21 protein-coding genes are annotated in these 21,527 nt (G+C 65.8%); 5 read left to right on the top strand and 16 right to left on the bottom strand.

Annotation, left to right across the window (positions count from 1 at the left end; translation table 11 throughout):
* Nucleotides 1-97: 97 nt before the first annotated feature.
* The 10 genes from rpsO to hrcA form a co-directional block, all read right to left on the bottom strand.
* On the bottom strand, nt 98-367 hold the full coding sequence (gene rpsO / locus AWR35_RS08210; RefSeq protein WP_058575464.1) for a 30S ribosomal protein S15: 270 nt from the start codon (nt 365-367) through the stop codon (nt 98-100).
* Nucleotides 368-469: 102 nt separating this feature from the next.
* Complete coding sequence (gene truB, locus AWR35_RS08205) at nt 470-1,402, bottom strand: tRNA pseudouridine(55) synthase TruB (protein WP_058575463.1); 933 nt, start codon at nt 1,400-1,402, stop codon at nt 470-472.
* Nucleotides 1,403-1,417: 15 nt separating this feature from the next.
* The gene (gene rbfA, locus AWR35_RS08200; protein WP_058575462.1) at nt 1,418-1,828 is read right to left on the bottom strand and encodes a 30S ribosome-binding factor RbfA; all 411 of its coding nucleotides are present in this window, start codon (nt 1,826-1,828) and stop codon (nt 1,418-1,420) included.
* A gap of 1 nt (nt 1,829) precedes the next feature.
* On the bottom strand, nt 1,830-4,481 hold the full coding sequence (infB, locus tag AWR35_RS08195) for a translation initiation factor IF-2 (protein WP_058575461.1): 2,652 nt from the start codon (nt 4,479-4,481) through the stop codon (nt 1,830-1,832).
* A gap of 89 nt (nt 4,482-4,570) precedes the next feature.
* Entirely contained in the window at nt 4,571-6,064 is a 1,494-nt protein-coding gene (nusA, locus tag AWR35_RS08190; RefSeq protein ID WP_058575460.1) for a transcription termination factor NusA, read from the bottom strand.
* Between the two features lie 18 nt (nt 6,065-6,082).
* On the bottom strand, nt 6,083-6,607 hold the full coding sequence (gene rimP, locus AWR35_RS08185) for a ribosome maturation factor RimP (RefSeq protein WP_066185122.1): 525 nt from the start codon (nt 6,605-6,607) through the stop codon (nt 6,083-6,085).
* Nucleotides 6,608-6,827: 220 nt separating this feature from the next.
* Nucleotides 6,828-7,982, bottom strand: a complete 1,155-nt coding sequence (gene dnaJ / locus AWR35_RS08180; protein ID WP_058575459.1) for a molecular chaperone DnaJ — start codon at nt 7,980-7,982, stop codon at nt 6,828-6,830.
* Nucleotides 7,983-8,170: 188 nt separating this feature from the next.
* Complete coding sequence (dnaK, locus tag AWR35_RS08175; RefSeq protein WP_058575458.1) at nt 8,171-10,096, bottom strand: molecular chaperone DnaK; 1,926 nt, start codon at nt 10,094-10,096, stop codon at nt 8,171-8,173.
* 140 nt (nt 10,097-10,236) lie between these two features.
* Complete coding sequence (gene grpE / locus AWR35_RS08170; RefSeq protein ID WP_058575457.1) at nt 10,237-10,806, bottom strand: nucleotide exchange factor GrpE; 570 nt, start codon at nt 10,804-10,806, stop codon at nt 10,237-10,239.
* A 119-nt stretch (nt 10,807-10,925) separates the two neighbouring features.
* Nucleotides 10,926-11,975, bottom strand: a complete 1,050-nt coding sequence (hrcA, locus tag AWR35_RS08165; RefSeq protein WP_058575456.1) for a heat-inducible transcriptional repressor HrcA — start codon at nt 11,973-11,975, stop codon at nt 10,926-10,928.
* Nucleotides 11,976-12,226: 251 nt separating this feature from the next.
* Here hrcA and AWR35_RS08160 point away from each other — a divergent pair, with 251 nt between their 5' ends.
* Genes AWR35_RS08160 through recN form a run of 3 tightly spaced genes read left to right on the top strand, consistent with a single transcriptional unit; the run spans nt 12,227 to nt 15,245 of the window.
* Nucleotides 12,227-12,553, top strand: coding sequence for a multidrug efflux SMR transporter (locus tag AWR35_RS08160; RefSeq protein WP_058575455.1), 327 nt, complete (start codon nt 12,227-12,229; stop codon nt 12,551-12,553).
* Nucleotides 12,554-12,593: 40 nt separating this feature from the next.
* A complete protein-coding gene (locus AWR35_RS08155) occupies nt 12,594-13,511 on the top strand; it encodes an NAD(+)/NADH kinase (protein ID WP_058575454.1) in 918 nt (305 codons plus the stop codon).
* 45 nt (nt 13,512-13,556) lie between these two features.
* The gene (gene recN, locus AWR35_RS08150; RefSeq protein ID WP_058575453.1) at nt 13,557-15,245 is read left to right on the top strand and encodes a DNA repair protein RecN; all 1,689 of its coding nucleotides are present in this window, start codon (nt 13,557-13,559) and stop codon (nt 15,243-15,245) included.
* 64 nt (nt 15,246-15,309) lie between these two features.
* Here recN and fur read toward each other — a convergent pair whose 3' ends face one another.
* Nucleotides 15,310-15,726, bottom strand: coding sequence for a ferric iron uptake transcriptional regulator (gene fur / locus AWR35_RS08145; RefSeq protein WP_197408174.1), 417 nt, complete (start codon nt 15,724-15,726; stop codon nt 15,310-15,312).
* Between the two features lie 459 nt (nt 15,727-16,185).
* Here fur and AWR35_RS08140 point away from each other — a divergent pair, with 459 nt between their 5' ends.
* Nucleotides 16,186-16,683: an outer membrane protein assembly factor BamE gene (locus AWR35_RS08140; RefSeq protein ID WP_058575451.1), complete on the top strand. Its 498-nt coding sequence runs from the start codon at nt 16,186-16,188 to the stop codon at nt 16,681-16,683.
* 39 nt (nt 16,684-16,722) lie between these two features.
* On the opposite strand, the gene AWR35_RS08135 is transcribed toward AWR35_RS08140, so the two are convergent.
* From AWR35_RS08135 to AWR35_RS08125, 3 genes are all read right to left on the bottom strand, one after another.
* Nucleotides 16,723-17,112: an RnfH family protein gene (locus AWR35_RS08135; RefSeq protein ID WP_066185121.1), complete on the bottom strand. Its 390-nt coding sequence runs from the start codon at nt 17,110-17,112 to the stop codon at nt 16,723-16,725.
* Nucleotides 17,109-17,558 (bottom strand): type II toxin-antitoxin system RatA family toxin, encoded by a 450-nt coding sequence (locus tag AWR35_RS08130; protein ID WP_058575450.1) that lies wholly within the window; start codon nt 17,556-17,558, stop codon nt 17,109-17,111. Before AWR35_RS08130 ends, AWR35_RS08135 begins: the two co-directional genes overlap by 4 nt.
* 108 nt (nt 17,559-17,666) lie before the next feature.
* Nucleotides 17,667-19,028 carry a sodium-dependent transporter gene (locus tag AWR35_RS08125; RefSeq protein ID WP_058575449.1) on the bottom strand — a complete coding sequence of 454 codons (1,362 nt, stop codon included), beginning with the start codon at nt 19,026-19,028 and terminating at the stop codon, nt 17,667-17,669.
* Between the two features lie 161 nt (nt 19,029-19,189).
* On the opposite strand from AWR35_RS08125, the gene smpB reads away from it, so the two are divergent.
* Nucleotides 19,190-19,669: an SsrA-binding protein SmpB gene (gene smpB, locus AWR35_RS08120; protein WP_058575448.1), complete on the top strand. Its 480-nt coding sequence runs from the start codon at nt 19,190-19,192 to the stop codon at nt 19,667-19,669.
* 17 nt (nt 19,670-19,686) lie between these two features.
* Here smpB and hda read toward each other — a convergent pair whose 3' ends face one another.
* On the bottom strand, nt 19,687-20,382 hold the full coding sequence (hda, locus tag AWR35_RS08115) for a DnaA regulatory inactivator Hda (RefSeq protein WP_066185120.1): 696 nt from the start codon (nt 20,380-20,382) through the stop codon (nt 19,687-19,689).
* A gap of 7 nt (nt 20,383-20,389) precedes the next feature.
* A complete protein-coding gene (locus tag AWR35_RS08110; RefSeq protein WP_058575446.1) occupies nt 20,390-21,472 on the bottom strand; it encodes an AI-2E family transporter in 1,083 nt (360 codons plus the stop codon).
* Nucleotides 21,473-21,527 lie beyond the last annotated feature (55 nt).

Below are 21,527 nucleotides of genomic sequence, written 5' to 3'. Positions count from 1 at the left end.
CCTGCACTGATTGGATGACGGGGCCTGCCGCGCATGGCCGACCCACAAACAAAAAACCCGCCGGCTTGCGGCGGGTTCCTAGTGTAACGGCAAGCGCTTACTTACGCAGGCCGAGCTTCTTGATCAGGTCGTGATAGCGGTCGAGGCTGTTCGACTTGAGGTAGTCGAGCATCTTGCGACGCTGGTTGACCAGCTTGAGCAGGCCACGGCGGGAATGGTGATCCTGCTTGTGGGTGGCGAAGTGCTCGGTCAGGTGCTGGATGCGCTGAGTCAGCAGGGCGACCTGGACTTCCGGGGAACCGGTGTCGTTCGCGTCCTTGCCGAACTCGGCAACGATATCGGCCTTGGTCTTTTCGTTCAGTGACATGGAAATTCTCCTCGTCTGCCTGGGTGAAGCTTTCAAAGTCCATCGCGGGTCAGTGGCGACCAAGCCACCGTCCCGCAATGCCGTGAGGCCCGCAGGCCTCCGTCATAGCGCCGCGAACAACCGTCGCGGCGCCGTTCGCCCGTCATCCAGCACTTCCCCCATACCCAGGAAGAGGTCGTCGGGTGCGTAGAGTCGAAACCACCCGGTTTGTGGCGCGTTGGGCACAAACACCGGATGACCGTGGCGAATCGGTGTGACGCTGGTCGCATCCAGCACGACGGCCGGATAGGCGCCCAGCGCCGAATCGATCGGGAGGATAACACGATCAAGCGCCTCGAGCCCGCCCTCCTCACTGAGGGCCTCGAGATCCTCGAAGGTATACGCCCGCTGGCCGTCGTCGGCGTCGATCGACCAGGGCCCCAGTCCGACGCGGCGCAGCTCTGTGACCACCGCGCCGCAGCCGATGGCCTCGCCGACATCCTCGACCAGCGTGCGGATATAGGCCCCCTTGCTCGAGTGCACCCGCAGGGTGAACTCGGTCTCGGAGAGGCCTTCGAGCGTGATCTCGTGGAAGTCGATCGTGCGCGCCTTGCGTTCGACGGTCTTGCCTTCGCGGGCGAGCTCGTAAAGGCGCTTGCCCTCGTGCTTGAGCGCCGAATACATCGGCGGCACCTGCTCGACGCGGCCGCGGAAGCGCGCCAGCACCGTTTCCATCGTCTCGACATCGAGCGGCGGGACTTCGCGGGTCTCGATCACTTCGCCCTCGAGATCGCCACTGTCGGTACGGGTACCCAGTCGGCCGGTGACGCGGTAGGTCTTGTCGGCGTCGAGCAAAAGACCGGAAATGCGGGTGGCCTGGCCGAAGCAGACCGGCAACAGGCCGCTCGCGGCCGGATCGAGGCTGCCGGTATGACCTGCCTTGGCAGCGTTGAACAGCCGGCGGACACGCTGCAGCGCCCGGTTCGAACTCAGCCCCAGGGACTTGTCGAACAGGACGATGCCGTTGATCTCGCGACCGCGACGCTTGCGTGCCATCAGGAAACGGGGGACTTAGCGCGACTCGGACGAGTCGTCGGACTCGCTGTCCTCGTCGACGTCGCCGTCCTGTTCGCGAACGGCGCGAATCAGGGCATCCATCTGCATGCCCTGCTCGATCGAGTTGTCGAAGACGAAGGTCAGCTGCGGCACGATGCGCAGGCGCATGCGATGCCCCAGCTCGCCGCGCAGGTAGCCGGCGGCCTCGCCAAGCCATTGCTCGGCTACCGGCTGCTCGTCGGCGTTGAGCACGCTGTAGAAGATCTTGGCATGGGCGAGATCACGCGAGACCTCGCAGTCCGTGATCGTCAGCATGGTCAGCGGCGCATTCGGCCCGCTGTCCACGCCGGAGTCACGAATCAGTTCGGCGATCTCGCGCTTGATCTGGCCGGCGACGCGTTGATGACGCTGGAATCCCTGTGCCATCTCAGAGCGTCCGCTGGACCTCGATCCGCTCGAAGACCTCGATCTGGTCGCCGACCTTGACGTCGTTGTAGTTCTTCACGCCGATGCCGCACTCCATGCCGGAGCGGACTTCCTGGACGTCGTCCTTGAAGCGGCGCAGCGACTCGAGCTCGCCCTCGTAGATGACGACGTTGTCGCGCAGGACGCGGATCGGGTTGTTCCGCTTGACCTGGCCTTCGGTGACCATGCAGCCGGCGATCGCGCCCAGCTTCGGCGAGCGGAACACGTCGCGCACCTCGGCCAGACCGACGAACTGTTCCTTGGTCTCCGTGCCCAGCAGGCCGCTCATGGCCTGCTTGATCTCGTCGATCATCTCGTAGATGACCGAGTAGTAGCGGATCTCGACGTCCTGCTCGCCGGCGGCCTTGCGTGCCGCCGCGTCGGCGCGGACGTTGAAGCCGATCACGATCGCACTCGAGGTGGCCGCGAGGTTGACGTCGGACTCGTTGATGCCGCCGACGCCACTCATCAGGACGTTGACCTTGACCTCGTCGGTCGACAGCTTCTGCAGGCTGTCGCGGATGGCTTCGGCGGAGCCCTGCACGTCGGCCTTGACCAAGACGTTCAGCGACTCGACCTCGCCTTCCTTCATCTGTTCGAAGAGGTTCTCGAGCTTGGCGGCCTGCTGGGCGGCCAGGCGCGAATCACGCTGCTTCGCCTCGCGGAACTCGGCGATCTCGCGCGCCTTCTTCTCGTCTTCGATCACGACCAGCTCGTCGCCGGCCTCCGGGGTGCCGGAGAGACCGAGCAGGACCACCGGGATCGACGGGCCGGCCGACTTGACCTGCTTGCCGGTCTCGTCGAGGAGCGCACGGACGCGGCCGTACTCCTTGCCGACCACTACGGTGTCGCCCTTCTTGAGCGTGCCGCTCTGGACCAGGATGGTCGCGACCGGACCACGGCCCTTCTCCAGCGAGGACTCGACCACCGTACCGATGGCATGACCCTCGGCCGGCGCCTTGAGCTCCTGCAGTTCGGCCTGCAGCAGGATGGCCTCGAGCAGCTGGTCGATTCCTTCCCCGGTGTGGGCAGACACGTGCACAAACTGCGTGTCGCCGCCCCACTCCTCGGAGATCACCTCTTCCTGGGAGAGCTCGGCACGGACCCGCTCGGGGTCGGCGCCGTCCTTGTCGATCTTGTTGACTGCCACGACCATCGGCACGTTGCCGGCACGGGCGTGGTGGATCGCTTCCTTGGTCTGCGGCATGACGCCGTCATCGGCCGCCACGACCAGCACCACGACGTCGGTGGCGCTCGCCCCACGGGCACGCATGGCGGTGAACGCCTCGTGCCCCGGGGTATCGAGGAAGGTGACCGTGCCGCGCGGCGTATCCACGTGGTAGGCACCGACGTGCTGGGTGATGCCGCCGGCCTCGCCCGCGGTGACCTTGGCACGGCGAATGTAGTCGAGCAGCGAGGTCTTGCCGTGGTCGACGTGACCCATGACGGTGACGACCGGCGGACGCGCCTTCTCCTCGCCCTGCTGGACCTGCTCGAGTGCCTCGTCCTCGATCGCGGTCTCGGACTCGGCGTGCGGGTTATGGCCCATCTCCTCGACGACCAGGATCGCGGTGTCCTGATCGAGCACCTGGTTGATGGTGGCCATCACGCCCATGTTGAACAGGGCCTTGACCACGTCGACGCCCTTGACCGCCATGCGCTGGGCCAGGTCCTCGACCGAGATCGACTCGGGGACGTTGACGTCGCGCACGACCGGGGCAGTCGGCTTCTCGAAGGTATGGCGGGTCGCCACGGCCGTCTTGGACGCGATGCCTTTCTTGCCCTTCTTGCGACGACGGCCGGCACCGGCGCCCAGATGCAGTTCTTCGCGAGCATTCTCGCGGGCATGACGGCCCTTGCCACCGTGCTTGCCGCGCTTGGGCTTGCCTTCGTCGGCGGAGACCGGGATGCCCGGCGCCTCTTCCGGCATCGCGACGATGCGCAGGCGGGACTTCTTCTTGCGCTCGGCGCTTTCCTCGGACTCGCCCGCTTCGGACTCGCCCTTGTCGGCGTCCGCTTCAGCAGCCTCCGGCTCCTCGGCAGGGGCATCTTCCTCGGCCGGCTTGGATTCTTCGGCCGCTTCCGCCTTTTCCTCGGTCTCGGCCGGGGCCTCGCTCGTCTCGGCCGCGGCTTCCTCGGACGGGGCCTCTTCCGCAGCGGCTTCTTCCGCCGGGGCCGCTTCAGCCTCGGCCGGCGCCTCGGGCTGCTTCTCCTCGACCGGCTCGGCCGGGGCCTCGCTCACCGGCTGCTCTTCGGCTGCCTGCTCCGCGACCTCTTCGGCCTCCTCGCCCTGCTCGACTTCGTCGCGCGGGACGTAGGTCTTGCGCCGGCGGTACTCGACCGCGACGGTCTTGCCGCTACGGCCACCGCCGACCTTGATTTCCGACTGTGAGCGACGCTTGAGGGTAATGCGCGAGGACGGCTTCTTCGCCTCGCCTTCACCACCGGATGCGCGTGACTTGCGCAGATGGGCCAGCAGCTTCATCTTGTCGTCGTCACTGATACTGGCATCCACGGAGGCGACCGTCACGCCCGCTTCAGCCAGTTGCTCAAGCAGCCGTTCAGGGGTGGCGCCTACCACTTTTGCCAATTCTTTAACCGTGACCTCGGACATTAACGACTCCTGTGGTCCTGCAAACTATCAAACATTGATTACACGCCGTCGGCACATGCCGGTGGCGGCTGGTCGAACGGGTCGACCGTTCAGGCGAACCAGGGCGCTCGGGCGGCCATGATCAGCCGGCCGGCAAGCTCCTCGTCCACGCCTTCGTATTCCGTCAGTTCATCGATCGAGAGCTCGGCGACGTCCTCCGAGTCCGTGATGTTGTTCTCGCGGAAGTTGGCGGCCAGCTCGGCCGTCATTCCGTCGAGCTCCTCGAGGGCCAGCGCCTCGCCGGCCGACTCGGTTTCTTCCTCGGCTTCACCGCCACCCGAGATGGCCATGGTGAGCAGGGCGTCACGGGCGCGGTTACGCAGCTCCTCGACGATGTTCTCGTCGAAGCCCTCGACCTCGAGCAGTTCCTCGGTCGGCACGTAGGCGATTTCCTCGATGGTGGTGAAGCCGGCCTCGACCAGCACTTCACCCACCTCCTGGTCGACGTCCAGCGCCTCCATGAACTGCTCGACGATGCGCTGCGTCTCCGCCTCGCCCTTCTCGATCGCCTGCTCCTCGCTCATGACATTGATCTGCCAGTTGGTGAGCTGGCTGGCGAGACGGACGTTCTGACCGCCGCGGCCGATCGCCTTGGAGAGGTTCTCCTCGCTGACCGCGACGTCCATGCTGCCGGCGTCCTCGTCGACGACGATCGAGACCACCTCGGCCGGCGACATCGCGTTGATGACGAACTGGGCCGGGTTCTCGTCCCAGATGATGATATCAATCCGCTCACCGGAGAGCTCGTTGGTCACCGACTGGACCCGCGAGCCGCGCATACCGACGCAGGTACCGACCGGATCGATACGCGGGTCGTTGGACAGCACGGCGATCTTGGCGCGCAGACCCGGGTCGCGAGCGGCGCTGACGATCTCGATCAAGCCCTGCGAGATCTCCGGCACCTCGAGCTTGAACAGCTCGATCAGGAATTCCGGCGCGGTGCGCGAGACGAAGATCTGCGGGCCGCGCGGCTCGTGGCGCACGTCGGTGACGAAGCCACGCAGGCGGTCGCCCGGACGAACGGCCTCGCGACCGATCATCTGGTCGCGCGGGATGATCGCCTCGGCGTTGCCGCCCAGGTCGAGAATGACGTTGCCGCGGTCGATGCGCTTGACCAGCCCCATGATGAGCTCGCCCTTGCGATCCTGGTACGCCTCGACCACCTGGCGGCGCTCGGCCTCGCGGACCTTCTGCACGATCACCTGCTTGGCGGCCTGCGCGGCGATGCGGCCGAACTCGACCGACTCGATCTCTTCCTCGACGTAGTCGCCGACCTGGATCTCCGGCTCGTCCATCTGGGCGGCCTCGAGGATGATCTCGCGCTCCGGGTGCTCGGAGGTTTCGCCCTCGACCACTTCCCAGCGACGGAAGGTGCGGTAGCTGCCGTTCTCCTGGTCGATCTCGACGCGCGTCTCGATATCGCCACCGTGGCGCTTGCGCGCCGCCTGGGCGAGTGCGGCCTCGATCGCCTCGAAGATCACGTCACGCTCGACGCCCTTCTCGTTGGAAACCGAATCGACGACAAAAAGGATTTCTTTGTTCATGTTGCTAGCCAGATCGCTCTATTTCCGCGCCGTGCGCCGCTTGGTGCCCTTCTTCTTGCCCTTCTTGCGGCCACGCTTGCTGTTGTCGGCAAATTCATAGACCAGGTTGGCCTTTTCGACTTCCTCGAAACGGAAGACCAGCTCGCCCACCTCGTCGACCAGGACGGTAATGTCCTCGCCTTCGACGCCCTGAATGACGCCCTCGAACTTCTTCTGCTTCGCCACCGGCTTGTACAGCCGCAGGCGTACGCGGTGCCCGACGAAACGGGCGAAATCCTCGGTACGGAACATCGGCCGTTCCACGCCCGGCGAGGAGATCTCCAGCCGGTACGCGCCGGGGAACGGATCCTCGACATCGAGCACACCGGACAGCTCGTTGCTGATCTCGGCGCAGTGGTCGAGGGTCATGCCGTCCGCGTGATCGACGTAGACGCGCAGCAGGCCGGAAGGGCCGCCGCGGAACTCGCCGCCAACCCATTCGAAGCCGAGGTCCTCGACCACCGGCTTGAGCATGTCCTCGATCGCCGCCGGAATTCGTTGCACGTCTGCCGCTACCCTCTGCTGGAAACGTCATGGCCGCCCGTCGGGGTGGCCGCCGGGTCCGCACCCGGGAAAATAAAAAAGCCCCAAATGGGGCCCGGCATCACTCTATAAGCCAATGTTCGCGGGAACCGGAATATAAAGACAACGCCCGGCAAAGTCAATTGACGGGGGCATCATCCGCCGAGGCACCGAGCCCCGGCAGACGGTGACCGTCGGGGCATCAGTCGCCCCGCAGATCGTCGAAGAATCGCTTCACCGAATCGAGGAACGAATGCTGCCGCGGCCGGTGCTTTTCGGCCACGCTGTCGTCCCCGGCGGTGCCCAGCGAACGCTCGAATGCCTCGAGCAGCTCGCGCTGCTCCTTGTTGAGCTTCACCGGCGTCTCGACATGGACGTTCACCAGCAGGTCGCCCTGGGCACCACCCCGGACCGGACGCACGCCCTTGCCGCGCATGCGGAAGGTCTTGCCGGTCTGGGTCTCCTCGGGAATCTTGAGCTTGACCTTGCCGTCGAGCGTCGGCACCTCGATCTCGCCGCCCAGTGCCGCGGTGGCGAAGCTGATCGGCATGTCGCACAACAGATCGGCATCGTCTCGCCGGAACAGCGGGTGCGGCTTGATGTCGATCAGGATGTACAGATCCCCCGGCGGACCACCCTTCTCGCCCGGCGCGCCCTCGCCGGTATGGCGGATCCGATCGCCGGTATCGACGCCGGCCGGGATCTTGACCGATAGGGTCTTCTGCGTCTCGACCCGGCCGGTGCCGCCGCAATCGGTGCAGGGATCCTCGATCTTCTCGCCTTCGCCGCCGCAGTCCGGGCAAGGCTGCTGGATGGAGAAGAAGCCCTGCTGGATGCGCACCGCGCCCTGGCCGCCGCAGGTGGTACAGGTGGTCTTGCCGGTACCCGGCTTGGCACCGCTGCCGTCACAGGTCTCGCAGGGCTCGGTGGTCGGGATGCGGATCTCGACGGTGGTACCGCGCACGGCCTCCTCGAGCGACAGCTTGAGGTTGTACTGCAGGTCGGCACCGCGCGAGGCACCGCCGCGGGCACGACCGCCGCCGAAGATGTCGCCGAAGACGTCGCCGAAGATGTCGGCGAACCCGGCGCCACCGCCGAAGCCGCCGCCACCGAAACCGCCGGCACCCTGGCCGTCGACCCCGGCGTGACCGAACTGGTCGTAGGCCGAACGCTTCTGCGGGTCGGAGAGTACCTCGTAGGCCTCCTTGGCCTCCTTGAACAGGGTCTCGGCCTCCTCGTCGCCCGGATTGCGGTCCGGGTGATGCTTCATCGCCAGACGGCGATAGGCCTTCTTCAGTTCGTCGGCCGAGGCATTCTTGCTGACCCCCAGCACCTCGTAGTAGTCACGTTTTGCCATGGTCGATCTCTGCGGCTGTCTGTTTGTCCCGGCCCGCCAACGGCGCACCGGGTTGCATACGTTGACGGGCCGCACCGTGTACCGGCCGACCCGTCTTGAGAATCGGGTGTCGCCCGACGCGCGGCCGGGTGACACGAAAAATCATCCGCCCCGGAGGACGGATGATCTCGGCTCGGGAAGCCGACGACTTACTTCTTGTCGTCGTCCTTGACTTCCTCGAACTCGGCATCGACGACGTCGTCGTCCTGCTTGGCCTGCTCGTCACCGGCCTCGGCACCGCCTTCGGCGCCCTGGCCGGCCGCCTGGGCCTTCTGCATGACCGTGGCGGAGGCCTGGGACAGGGCCTCGACCTTGGCGTCGATCTCGGCCTTGTCGTCGCCCTTCATGGCTTCACGCAGCGCCTCGATGGCCTCGTTGACCGGCTTCTTGTCGTCGTCGGTCAGCGCATCGCCGGCATCGGTCATCGCCTTCTCGACGGTGTGGATGATGCCGTCGCCCTGGTTGCGCGCCTCGACCAGCTCCTTCTGCTTCTTGTCCTCGTCGGCGTGCGCGGCGGCATCGTCGACCATGCGCTGGACTTCTTCCTCGGACAGACCGGAGCTCGCCTTGATCTCGATCTTCTGCTCGCGACCGGTGCCCTTGTCCTTCGCCGAGACGTTCAGGATGCCGTTGGCGTCGATGTCGAAGGTGACCTCGATCTGCGGCTGACCGCGCGGCGCCGGCGGGATCTCGGTCAGATCGAAGCGACCCAGCGACTTGTTGCCGCTCGCCATCTCGCGCTCGCCCTGCAGGACGTGGACGGTCACGGCCGTCTGGTTGTCCTCGGCGGTCGAGAAGGTCTGGCTCGCCTTGGTCGGGATGGTGGTGTTCTTCTCGATCAGCTTGGTCATGACACCGCCCATGGTCTCGATACCGAGCGACAGCGGAGTGACGTCAAGCAGCAGCACGTCGTTGACGCCGCCGGAGAGCACGCCGCCCTGGATCGCCGCACCGATGGCCACGGCCTCGTCCGGGTTGACGTCCTTGCGCGGGTCCTTGCCGAAGAACTCGGCGACCGTGTCGCGCACCTTCGGCATGCGGGTCTGACCGCCGACCAGGATCACATCGTCGATGTCGGAGGCCGAGACGCCGGCATCCTTGAGTGCCATCTTGCACGGATCGATGGTGCGCTTGATCAGCTCCTCGACCAAGGATTCGAGCTTGGCGCGGGTGATCTTGATGTTCATGTGCTTCGGACCGCTCTGATCCGCCGTGATATACGGCAGGTTCACGTCGGTCTGCTCGGTCGAAGACAGCTCGATCTTCGCCTTCTCGGCCGCTTCCTTCAGACGCTGCATGGCGAGCGCGTCCTGGGACAGGTCGACGCCCTGCTCGTTCTTGAACTCGTCGACCAGATGGTCGATCAGGCGGTTGTCGAAGTCCTCGCCACCCAGGAAGGTGTCACCGTTGGTGGACATGACCTCGAACTGCTTCTCGCCGTCGATGTCGGCCACCTCGATGATCGAGATGTCGAAGGTACCGCCACCCAGGTCGTAGACCGCGATCTTGCGATCGCCGCCTTCCTTCTTGTCCATGCCGTAGGCAAGTGCCGCCGCGGTCGGCTCGTTGATGATGCGCTTGACCTCGAGGCCGGCGATCTTGCCGGCATCCTTGGTGGCCTGGCGCTGGTTGTCGTTGAAGTAGGCCGGCACGGTGATGACCGCCTCGGTCACCTCTTCACCGAGGTACGCCTCGACGTCCTTCTTGATCTTCATCAGGACGCGGGCGGACACCTCCGGCGGCGCCATCTTCTTGCCATTGGCCTCGACCCAGGCATCGCCGTTGTCGGCCTTGACGATCTTGTAGGGCATCAGCTTGATGTCCTTCTGGACCGCCTTCTCGTCGAAGCTGCGGCCGATCAGGCGCTTGACGGCGTAGAGGGTGTTTTCCGGGTTGGTGACGGCCTGGCGCTTGGCCGGCTGACCGACGAGGATCTCGCCGTCATTGGCGTAGGCGACCACCGACGGGGTGGTGCGCGCGCCTTCAGCGTTCTCGATTACCTTGCCGGACTTGCCGTCCATGATCGCGACACAGGAGTTGGTCGTCCCCAGGTCGATACCGATTACCTTGCCCATAATGCGTATCTCCAGCGTTCTTTGTGTATGCGTTGAATCTGTTGGCAGCTCGCAGCGGGTGTCGCCTGCGAACCGCCCTTGGCTTTCGAGGTGCGGCCGCTGACCGATTTTTCAAGCCGGCCGCCCAAAATCCGCGTCAATCAGTCGTTGTTCGGCTTGGACACGACCACCATGGCCGGGCGCACGACGCGGTCCTTCAGCAGGTAGCCCTTCTGCATCACGTCGACGACGTGATCCGGCTCGCCGTCGTGCGGCTGCATGCTGATGGCCTGGTGGTGTTCCGGGTTGAAGCGCTCGCCGATCGGGTGAACGGGCTTGACGCCGAACTTCTCCAGCGTCTGGATCAGCATCTTGAGGGTCATCTCGTCGCCCTCCTTGATCTTCTCCAGCGTGGCGTTCTCCTTCTCGGTCGCCTCGATACCCAGTTCGAGCGAGTCGACCACCGGCAGCAGGCCCTCGACGAAGCGCTCGAGGGCGAACTTGCGCGCCGACTCGACGTCACGCTCGGCCCGGTGACGCACGTTCTGCATCTCCGCGGCCATGCGCAGGACCTCTTCCTCCTTCTCGGCGAGCTTCGCCTTGAGCTCCTCGACCTCGCTCGTCTCTCCGCCCTGGGCGCCCTGCTCGACCTCGCCTTCGGCGGGCTGCTCCGGGTTTTCCTCGTTCATGCCCTGGGTCATGTCGTCTTGATCGACCGGCTTGTCCGTCATCGAAGCTCTCCTGAAAAACGGATGGATGTCTGGATTGGAAATCGCTGATGCCCGGATACTTGGGGCATCGGAAATCTTTTCAAGGGGGGCAGGCGCGATCCGGGACGGGACGCGCCGGATTACTGGCGCGAGAGGGCGCTCGAGAGCAGTCGCGAGGTGACGTCGACGATCGAGATCACGCGGTCGTACGGCATGCGCTTCGGACCGACCACCCCGAGCACGCCCACCACCTCGTCGTCGACGCCGTAGGAGGCACCGACCACACCACACTCGTCGAAGCTCGGCGAGCCCGATTCGCGGCCGATGAAGATCTTCACGCCCTGGGCGCGTTCGCACTGGTCCAGCAAGGAGACCAGCTCGCGCTTCTCGGCGAAGGCGTTGAACAGCCGGCGCATGCGGTCGACATCGCCGAGTTCGTCGATGCCGAGCAGATTGGTCTGCCCGGCCACCGCCACCCCGGCCTCGTCCTCGACCGCCTCGACGGCGGCCTCCGCCAGCACGATCGCTTCGTTGAGATTGCCCTCGATCTGCTCGCGGGTGTGCTTGAGTTCGGCAACCAGGGTCTCGCGCAGGGCCTGGATCGACTGGCCGTTGAGCCGCTCGTTGAGGAAGTTGGCAAAACGGGTCAGTTCGTCCTGACTGTAGGGCTTTTCCGGATGGATGATGCGGTTCTGCACCCCGCCGTCGTCGGTCACCAGCACCATCAGCACCCGTCCGGGCGACAGCGAGACGAAGTCGATCTGACGGAACAGCGCCCGGGCCCGTGACGGGATGGAGACCACCCCGGCAAACTGGGTCAGGCTGGACAGCAGGTTCGAGGCGGTGTCGGCCAGGTGTTGCGGGTCGTCCTCGACCGCCTCGCGCAGGACACGCTCGAGCCGGCGGGCGTCCACCGGCGCCCTGGAAGGGCTGACCAGAAGCGAGTCGACGAACAGCCGATAGGCCAGCTCCGTGGGCACTCGCCCGGAGGAGGTATGCGGCGCGCGCACCAGGCCGAGATCCTCGAGATCGGCCATGACGTTGCGCACGGTGGCCGGGCTGAGATTCAGGTCCGACATGCGCGCCAGCGCACGCGAGCCGACCGGCGCACCTTCGTCGGTGTAGCGATCGATCAGCACCCGAAGCAGGGTCTGCGCCCGCTCGGGCAGTTCACTCCAGGCGTCTGTCATACGCAAGACCTTGATGGCTGGTTGGCAACGTCCTTCACGGGCGACCCACGGTGGTACGTGGACATGCCCGTCGGGCGGCTAAATTAGCACTCGGCCGCAAAGAGTGCCAAGCCCGCCTGCCGACGACGCTTATCGACCGCATGCGGCGGCCGTGCCTTTTGCTAGACTGGGCCGAATTCTATGCCCGCGCGGTTCGGAACCGTTCCGCCCCGGCGGGCATCGCACCACCCTGCGAGGACTACGATCACGCCATGAATGCCTGGCTCATCCTGCTCGCGGCCGGCCTGCTGGAAATCGCCTGGGCGACCGGTCTGCGGTTTACCGACGGCTTCGCCCGCCTGGTTCCCACGGTCGTCGTGCTGGCGATCGCCCTGCTGAGCTTCTACCTGCTGGCCGTGGCGATGCGCACCATCCCGATGGGGACCGCCTACGCAGTCTGGAGCGGCATTGGCGCGACCGGCGTGGCCATTCTCGGCATCCTGTGGTTCAAGGAGCCCGCCTCGCTGGTGCGCCTGGCGTTTATCGCGATGATCGTGGCCGGCATCATCGGGCTGAAATGGTCCGCCGGCAACCACTGACGAACTACCGAGTGGCCGACAGGAGCAACTCACTGACACCATGAACTCGACCTCTCCGTCACGTCGCGAATCCCCCGCCGAGCCGCCGGCATTCACCCGGCTGGGGATCATCATCAAGCCCAACGGCGGCGACGCGCTCGCCGAGGTGTACCGGCACCTCGTCGCCGCGGCCGAACGGCACGGCGCGCACTGGGCCCTCGACGAGGGAGCCGAGAACCCGGTGCCGTCGATCCAGGCCGAGCGATTCTCGCGCGACCGCATCGACCGCGATCTGATCGTGGTGATCGGCGGCGACGGCACCATGCTCAACGCGGCGCGCTCGCTGTGCTCCCACGAGGTGCCGATCCTGGGCGTGAACCTGGGCCGGCTCGGCTTTCTCGCCGACGTGAGCCCGCGCGAAGTCGAACGGCACCTGTCGGCCATCCTGGAAGGGAAATACGCCGAGGAACGTCGCTTCCTGCTGCAGGGCAGCCTGATGCGCAACGACACGCGCATCATGGAATCGGTCGCCCTGAACGACATCACCTTCAAGATGCGCGACCCGGCCCGCATGGTCGAGTTCGAGATGAGCATCGACGGCACGCTGGTCAACCAGCAACGCTCGGACGGCGTGGTGGTGTGCACGCCCACCGGGTCGACCGCCTACGCCCTGTCCGCGGGCGGCCCATTGATCGCCCCGGACCTGCACGCGGTCGGCATCGTCTCGATCTGCCCGCACACGCTGAGCTACCGGCCGATCGTGGTCGACGCCCGCCACCTGATCGAGATCCGCCCGGTGGAAGGCTCGCGCGGCGGCGGCGTGGTCAGCTTCGACGGCCAGCTCAACCAGCCGCTGGAACACGGCGACGTGCTCGCGATCTCGAAGTACGAACACGAGATCCGTCTGATCCATCCCGACGGCCACGACCACTACTCGCTGCTGCGAGACAAGCTCTGCTGGAGCGAACAACGGTTCTGATCGCCCCGGACCACGGAGCCACGGTAAAAGGAAGCGCCTGCCATCATGCTGACCACCCTCTCGATTCGCCGGATCGCCCTGATCGATCAGCTCGAACTCGACTTCGCCGCCGGCATGACCGCCCTCACCGGCGAGACCGGCGCGGGCAAGTCGATCCTGATCGACGCGATCGGCCTGTTGTTGGGGGACCGGGCCAACATGAACCTGCTGCGCGCCGGCTGCGACCAGGGCGAGGTGACCGGTGAATTCCTGTTGCCCGCCGACGGTCCGGCCGCCCTGTGGCTCGACGAACAGGAACTGGGCGAGGAACCGGAAGGCGAACTGATGCCGCTGATCGTTCGCCGCCTGCTCTCGCGCGACGGCCGCTCCAAGGCATGGATCAACGGCCGCCCCGTACCGGGGCAGGCCCTCAAGGGCATCGGCCGGCACCTGATCGACATCCACGGCCAGCACCAGAACCAGCGGCTGATGCAGGCCAAGACGCAGCTCGCCCTGCTCGATCACTTCTGCGACCTCAAGGCTCAGGTCGACGAACTCGGGCGCCTGAGCCGAGAAATTCACGCCGACGAGGAACAGCTCGCCGCTCATCGCTCCGAGCAGGATTCCCGCGCCGACCGCCTGGCCTTCCTCGACTTCCAGCTCGAGGAAATAGAGCGCGTCGATCCCCAACCGGACGAATTCAACCAGCTGCATGCCGAGCTCAAGCGCCTGTCGCGACTGGACGAGTGGCGCCAGGTGCTGGCCGATCAGATGGCTTCGTTGTTCGACGAGGACGGCAACGCGCACGATCGGGTGGGCGCCGCCGAGCAGGCCCTCTCCCGTATCGCCGACCTGGACGAGTCGCTCGGCCCGGTCATCGAGACCCTTCAGTCCGCCGAGATCCAGATCGCCGAGGCGGTCGATACCCTGCGCAACCGACTCGACTCGGCCGAAGCCGACCCGGAGCGCCTCGCCACCGTCGAATCGCGGCTGGATACCCTGCATGAACTGGCCCGCAAGCATCGGGTCGCCCCGGAGATGTTCGAGCAGCACATCGCGGATCTGCGCGAGGAACACGAGCAGCTCAACCAGGTCGGCGGTTCGCTTGGCGAGATCGAGACCCGCCTGGAAAAGAACCGCGTCGCCTACGACAAGCTGGCCGCCGAGGTGAGCAAGAAACGACAGGCCGGTGCGAAGAAGCTGGCCGAGCGTCTCAAGGCGTCGATCCGCGAGCTGGGGATGCCCAACGGCGAGTTCGAGGTGAAGCTCACCCAACCGGCGGCCCTGGCCGAGCGGCGCGGCGAACGCGGCATCGACGAGGTCGTCTTCCTGATCAGCGCCAACCGCGGCCAGCCGGTCGCCCCGCTCGACCAGATCGCCTCGGGCGGCGAACTCGCCCGCGTGAGCCTGGCACTGAAGACGCTCACCGCCGGCGACGACCCGGTGGGCACCTTCATCTTCGACGAGGTCGACACCGGCATCGGCGGGGCCACAGCGGCAATCGTCGGTGCGCACCTGCGCGCGCTGGGAGAGTCCCGCCAAGTGCTGTGCGTCACCCACCTGCCGCAGGTCGCCGCCCACGGTCACCACCAGGCACGCATCGAGAAGGAGGAGCTCTCCGATGCGACCCGCACCTGGGTGCGCGGGCTGGATGCCGATCAACGCATCGACGAACTCGCGCGCATGCTCGGTGGCCGCGAGGTCACCGAGCAGAGTCGGGCGCATGCCCGCGAGCTTCTCGACAGTTCGATCTGAATCCCGAAACGAAAACGCCCGCCCGTGAGTCACGGGCGGGCGTTTTTCAGCGGGCTGTTGCCGGTTATTTCCGGCCAGCCGCCTTGCGACTGATGCCGTAGATCACCAGCGAGTAGTCGGTGAGATCGAAATCGAACTCGTCGGCGATCTTGGCGATCCGCTCCTGGATGATCGGATCGTGGAATTCCTCGACCTGGCCGGTCTTCACGCACACCAGGTGGTCGTGATCGCCCTTGGAGATCAGCTCGAACACGGCCTTGCCGCCCTCGAACTGGTGGCGCTTGAGGATGTCGGCGGTCTCGAACTGGGTCAGCACCCGGTAGACCGTGGCCAGACCGATCTCTTCGCCCCGCGCGAGCAGCTCCTTGTAGACGTCCTCGGCGCTCATGTGCCAGTCCGGATTCGCCTCGATGATCTCGAGAATCTTCACCCGCGGCAGGGTGACCTTCAGGCCGGCCTTCTTGAGTTCGCTGGGTTCCAAAACTTCTGCCCTCGATTGCATTCGGTTGAGTTGCTGAGGAAGCCCTAATTGAATCCGATGCCACTCTGTTCCGGTGAGCCGTTCGTGATCAAGGCGCGTCGTCGCCGGCGTGCCGGTGGCCACGTCAAGACGACGCAACACCGAGCACGGGCGGCTCGCCGGAACCCACAGGGCGCGCCTTGAGCCGGTCACCTGCTGCGTTGCCGTCCTTGAAAAGGGAACAACCCTTCCCCTCGGACGGTCGCCTTGCATCTGCCCGGCTTAAGGCGCGCAGAGTGACATTGGATTCAATAAGGGCTTCCTTTCCGGGATTGTAACCGAAGATGCCGCCATTCCCGGAACCGCGCTCCATCGCGCGCGCCACCTTGCTCAGGCATGCTGGCATCACCGGTCAGACGGCGTATGATTGGTGCGCAGTCGTAAAGCCATCCAGACCACAGGAAAGGGTTTTCCAGGATCATGCAGCGCCATCTTCTTACACTTCCGCTCCTCGCCACCCTGCTCGCGGGCTGCTCGTCGGTCTACGTCCCGAGCTTTATCCAGGTCTATCAGCCCGATATCCAGCAGGGAAACATCATCGAGGAGGAGCAGGTCGAGCGCCTTCATGAGGGCATGTCGCAGGCACAGGTGCGCAGCCTGCTGGGCACACCCAGCCTCAACGACATCTTCCACGCCGGGCAGCGCGACACCTATCTCTACTACGACAAGCGCGGCAAGGAGAAGGCATTCCAGCACACGCTGGTGGTCGAGTACGGTGCCTCCGGCCGGGTCACGGCGATCACGCAGGACGGCATGGACCTCGCCAAGGCACCATCGATGAACAGCGCCGAACTGCCGGAAGAAGAACGGCAAGGCGGCGAGGACGACCCCGCGCCGGCCACCGCCCCGGAAGAAGATCCCTACGAGCTGGGCACCGAGGACCAGCCGACCACGCCGCCGGGCAGCGACCCGCTCTAAGCGGAAAGCGCGTCAGGAAAACGAAAAGCCGGCCGGGTGCTACTCGGCCGGCTTTTTCGTGTCCGCCGCCTTATTGCCGCCCTTACCCCCCGCCGAGGAGGCTTTCGCCGCCGCATCGGACGCGCCGGCGGCCTTGGCGGCACCTTTCTTGTCGCCCTGCTTGTCCTTCTGCGCGCGCTGGCGCCGCGCGGCCTTGGGGTCGGCGATCAGTGCCCGGTAGATCTCGACCCGATCCCACTCGCTCAGCTCCTTCGACAGCGGCGCCACCTTGGAGAAGATCCCCACCTTCTGCTTGGTTAGATCGATCTCAGGGAAGCGCTCTAGGATGCCGCTGGCGCGGATCGCCTCCTCGGCGGTCGCCCCTTCGGGCACATCCACCTCGAGAATGACCTGGACGTCCGGCCTGGCGTAGGCCACCTCCACCTTCATGCCTCGTCCTCGCGCGGATAGACCTGGAAAGCGCGCTTGCGGAAGGCACCCACCAGGCTCTTGACGATCTCGCGAAATACCGGACCGATGGCCCGTTCGAGAAAGCGGTTGGAGAATTCAAAGCGCATGTCGAGCGTCACCCGGGAACCGCCTTCGGGCAGATCCTCGAACCCCCAGTAACCATCGAGATGGCGGAAGGGGCCGTCGACCAGGGTAACCACGATGCGCGAGCCCGGCTCGTTGTGATTGCGGGTAACGAAGGTCTTGCGGATCGCGCCCTTTCGCAGGGTGATACTGGCCTCGACCTCGTCACCGGAAGCCGCCAGCACGCGGGTCTGCTCGCACCAGGGGAGGAATTCGGGGTAGGCGTCGATGTCGTTGACCAGCGCGTACATCTGCAGCGCGGAAAACGGCACGTCGACCTGTCGCTCGATGGTGGTACTCATGCCGGGAGGAAGTCGCCCTTGCGTTTTATGCCCCACTGCCGGCCAAGGCGGTGGGCGATCGTTTCGGAACGCGGAGTCTAGCAGAGTGCCCGTTCGATCAGTCGCGTCCTAGCCCAGCCAACCGAGGCCGTTGGCGAACACCAGCGCGACCCCCGCCGGCGCAACCAAAGCAGCCAGCCACCACCACAGCCGATAGCGCCAGCCATCGAGACCGAGTTCGGCGCGTGAATCGGCCCGGCGCATGCGCCAGGCGGCGAACAGGGCGATCAGCAGGCCGCCGGCGGGCAACAGGATATTGGCGGTGGCGAACTCGAGCACGCCGAAGATCGTCTTGCCGAACAGAGTGACGTCACCCAGCAGGTTGAACGACAGCGCGGCGAGCACGCCCAGCGACCAGGTCGCCACACCCACCGCCACGGCCGAGTGCAGCCGACGGATACCGTAGCGCTCCCACAGATAGGAGACCGCCGGTTCGACCAGCGAGATCGCCGAGGTCCAGGCCGCGATCGACACCAGCACGAACAGCACGATCGCGAGCCAGTAGCCCCACTCCATCTGCCCCAGTGCCAGCGGCAGGGTCTGGAACACCAGGCCCGCGCCCTGCTCCGGGCTCATGCCGTTGGAGAAGACGATCGGGAAGATCACCATGCCCGCCAGCAGCGCAATGCCGGTATCCAGGACGATGATCCACAGCCCGGCGCGGACGATCGAGGTGCCCTTCGGCATGTAGGAGCCGTACACCATGATCGCGCCCATGCCGAGACTGAGGGTGAAGAACGCGTGCCCCAGTGCGACCAGCACCGTCTGACCGCTGACCTGGGAGAAGTCCGGGGAGAACATGAACGCCATGGCCGGCGCGAACCCCGAGGTGCCGATGTTGTAGCCGAACAGTAGCACCAGGATCACGATCAGCAGCGGCATCATCACGCGAGTGGCCAGCTCGAGCCCGCCGCGCACACCGCGGGCGACCACCGTGACGGTCATGATCATCGCCACGGTGTGCCAGAACAGCAGCGTGCCGGGATTGGCGACCATGTTGTCGAACAGTCCCGAAATGGTATCGGCACTCGCGCCGACGAACGCCCCGTCGGCGGCCTTCTCGACATACGCCAATGCCCAGCCCATCACCACCGAATAGAAGCTCAGAATGAGAAAGCCGGTGAGCACGCCCATCCAGCCGATCACCTGCCAGCCGGGGTGGACGCCGGCCTCGCGGCTGAGCTTGGCCATGCCGGTAATCGGGTTGGACCGCGCCCGCCGCCCCAGCATGACCTCGCTGATCAGGATCGGCGTGGCCACGATCAGCAGGCAGGCGAGGTAGATCATGACGAACGCCCCGCCGCCGTTCTCGCCCATGATGTAGGGGAACTTCCAGATGTTGCCAAGGCCGACGGCCGAGCCGGCCGACGCCAGGATAAAGGCCAGCCGGCCACTCCATTCCGGGTGGTTCTCGAGATGCTGTGCGGACACCGGACTTCCTCTTCGGTTTGGACGGACGGGGCTCCTGCCCCGATCGGTTCGAATGGCTTGAAAGCTACCACCATGGCGCCATGGCGGCCAAGCCGCGCCGGCGGGAAGATCGCGTCTCGACAGGCGGCGGGAAGAAGCGCACATGCTGCTAGAATGCGCGCATGAGCAAGAACAAGAAGCCCACCACCGGACAGTCGACCATCGCCCTGAACAAGAAGGCGAAGTTCGACTATTTCCTTGGCGACCGCATCGAGGCCGGCCTGGTACTCGAGGGCTGGGAAGTGAAGGCCCTGCGCGCCGGCAAGGCCCAGATCGCCGATGCGCACGTGATCATCAAGGACGGCGAGGCCTGGCTGCTGGGTGCGGTAATCACGCCGCTCCTGCAGGCCTCCAGTCACGTCCGGCCGGACCCGACGCGTACCCGAAAGCTCCTGCTGCACGACCACGAACTGGCCCGGCTGATCGGCCAGGTCGAACGCAAGGGCTTCACCATCGTGCCCACTGCGCTTTACTTCAAGCGCGGCATGGTCAAGCTCGAGATCGCCCTCGGCCAGGGCAAGAAGTCGCACGACAAGCGCGCCACCATCAAGGATCGCGACTGGCAGCGCGACAAGGCACGCATCGTCCGTCACACGATCTGACGAATCGCGCCTCGCGCTCAGTCGGCCTCGACCAGCACCTCGCGCACGAAGGGGATGGTCAGGCGCCGCTTGGCGATCATCGACTGGCGGTCGAGCCGGTCGAGCGCGTCGAGCAACGTGCCGACATCGCGCGGCAGATGCCCGAGCATCCACTGCGCCGTGGCATGCGGCATCTCCAGCCCGCGACTCTGGGCGCGGGCACGCAGCAACTCGATCTTCTCGCCGTCACCGGGCAGGTGCACGGCCATCACCGCCCCCCAGCTCAATCGTGAGGCCAGATCCGCCAGCCTGACCGGCAGGTCGGCCGGCGGACGCGAAGCCGTCAGCAGCAGCGGCACCTCGGCCTCGCGCGCCCGGTTGATCAGGTCGAACAGCAGGAATTCGCCCTCGTCCTGGCCGATCAGTGCATCGACATCGTCGATCACCGCCAGCGCAAAGGCATCGATCTGTTCGCTGGCCGCCGCCAGCTGCCCGCCGATCTGGCGCAGGGGCCAGTAGGCCGCCGGCCGCCCCATCGAACCGGCGTGATAGCAGGCCGCCTGGGCCAGGTGCGACTTGCCCGAGCCGGCCGGACCGTGGATGAACACCTGCGCCTCGCCATGGCCGGCGGCCTGCTCGGCGAGCGTCGCCTTGAGCAGCAGGTTCTCGTTGCCGATGAACCCCTCGAAGCTCGTCGGCGTGACCAGGTCCAACGCCAGCGGGATCTGCTGCATGGGCAAATCAGCCCTCCGCCGGCTCGTCGCCGTCGCCCGGCGGCAAGGCGCGCTCGTCGCGCCCCCGGTAATAACGGCTTTGCTGGTAGGCCGCCAGGGCGTGGTCGCCCAGCACGATCAGCACCGCCGAGACCGGCAGCGCCAGCAGGATGCCGAAGAAACCGAACAGCTGGCCGCCGGCCATCACGGCGAAGATAACGGCGACCGGGTGCATGCCCATCTCGTTGCCGACGAAGCGCGGCTGCCAGGCAACCGTCTCGAGCACCTGCCCCACGCCGAACACGCCCAGGACCAGCAGCAGCGGCCAGAGGCTGTCGGCCTGGATGTACATCGCGATCAGGGCCAGCCCGACCCCGGTGATGGTGCCGAGATACGGCACGAAACTGACCAGCCCGGCGAACATGCCGATCGCCACACCGGTTTCCAGACCGATCACCGTCAGGCCGACCGAGTAGGTCACGCCGTTGGCGATCATGACCGCCAGCTGACCGCGCAGGAAGTTGCCCAGCATGCTGTCGGACTCGCGCGCCATCAGGGCGATCGAATCGACACGGTGTCGCGGCAGCATCCGCTCGATGCGGTCGATCACCTTCGGCCAGTCGCGCAGCAGGTAGAAGGCGATCACCGGGATCAAAAGCAGGTTCATCAGGGCGATGAACGCGGCGGTCCCGGTTGCCGAGACGTTGGACAACCCGCCGGCCACCATCTTGGCGATGGTCTCGCCGTGGGAGACCACCAGGGCGCGCAGTTGATCGACATGCAGCTCCAGCCCCGTGGTCTGGGTCACCCAGGGAATGATCCGCTGCTGGACGATGTCGAGCAGCTGCGGGAACACACGCACCAGGCGGACGGTCTGCTCGATCAGAACCGGAATAAGCGCCACCAGCGCGACCAGCAGCAATAGCGCGCCGACCAGGAAGATCAGCGAGGTGCCCCAAGTACGGGCCACGCCGTGTCGCTCCAGCCGCGTGACCACCGGATTGAACAGGTAGGCAATGATGAAGCCGACCACGAAAGGGCTGAGGATCGGCAGCAGAAAATAGGCCACCACCAGCAGGCCAGCCAGCCCGATCCCGATCATCCAGCGCATTGCTCCCCCTCCCTTGGTCATGACATGCGTAGCCGCATGGGTATCCGCCTTGTTC

The sequence above is a fragment of the Guyparkeria sp. WRN-7 genome (assembly GCF_001641825.1).
Lineage (GTDB): Bacteria > Pseudomonadota > Gammaproteobacteria > Halothiobacillales > Halothiobacillaceae > Guyparkeria.
Note: the sequence above shows the minus strand (reverse complement) of the source record. Positions and strands in the feature narration are given on the sequence as shown.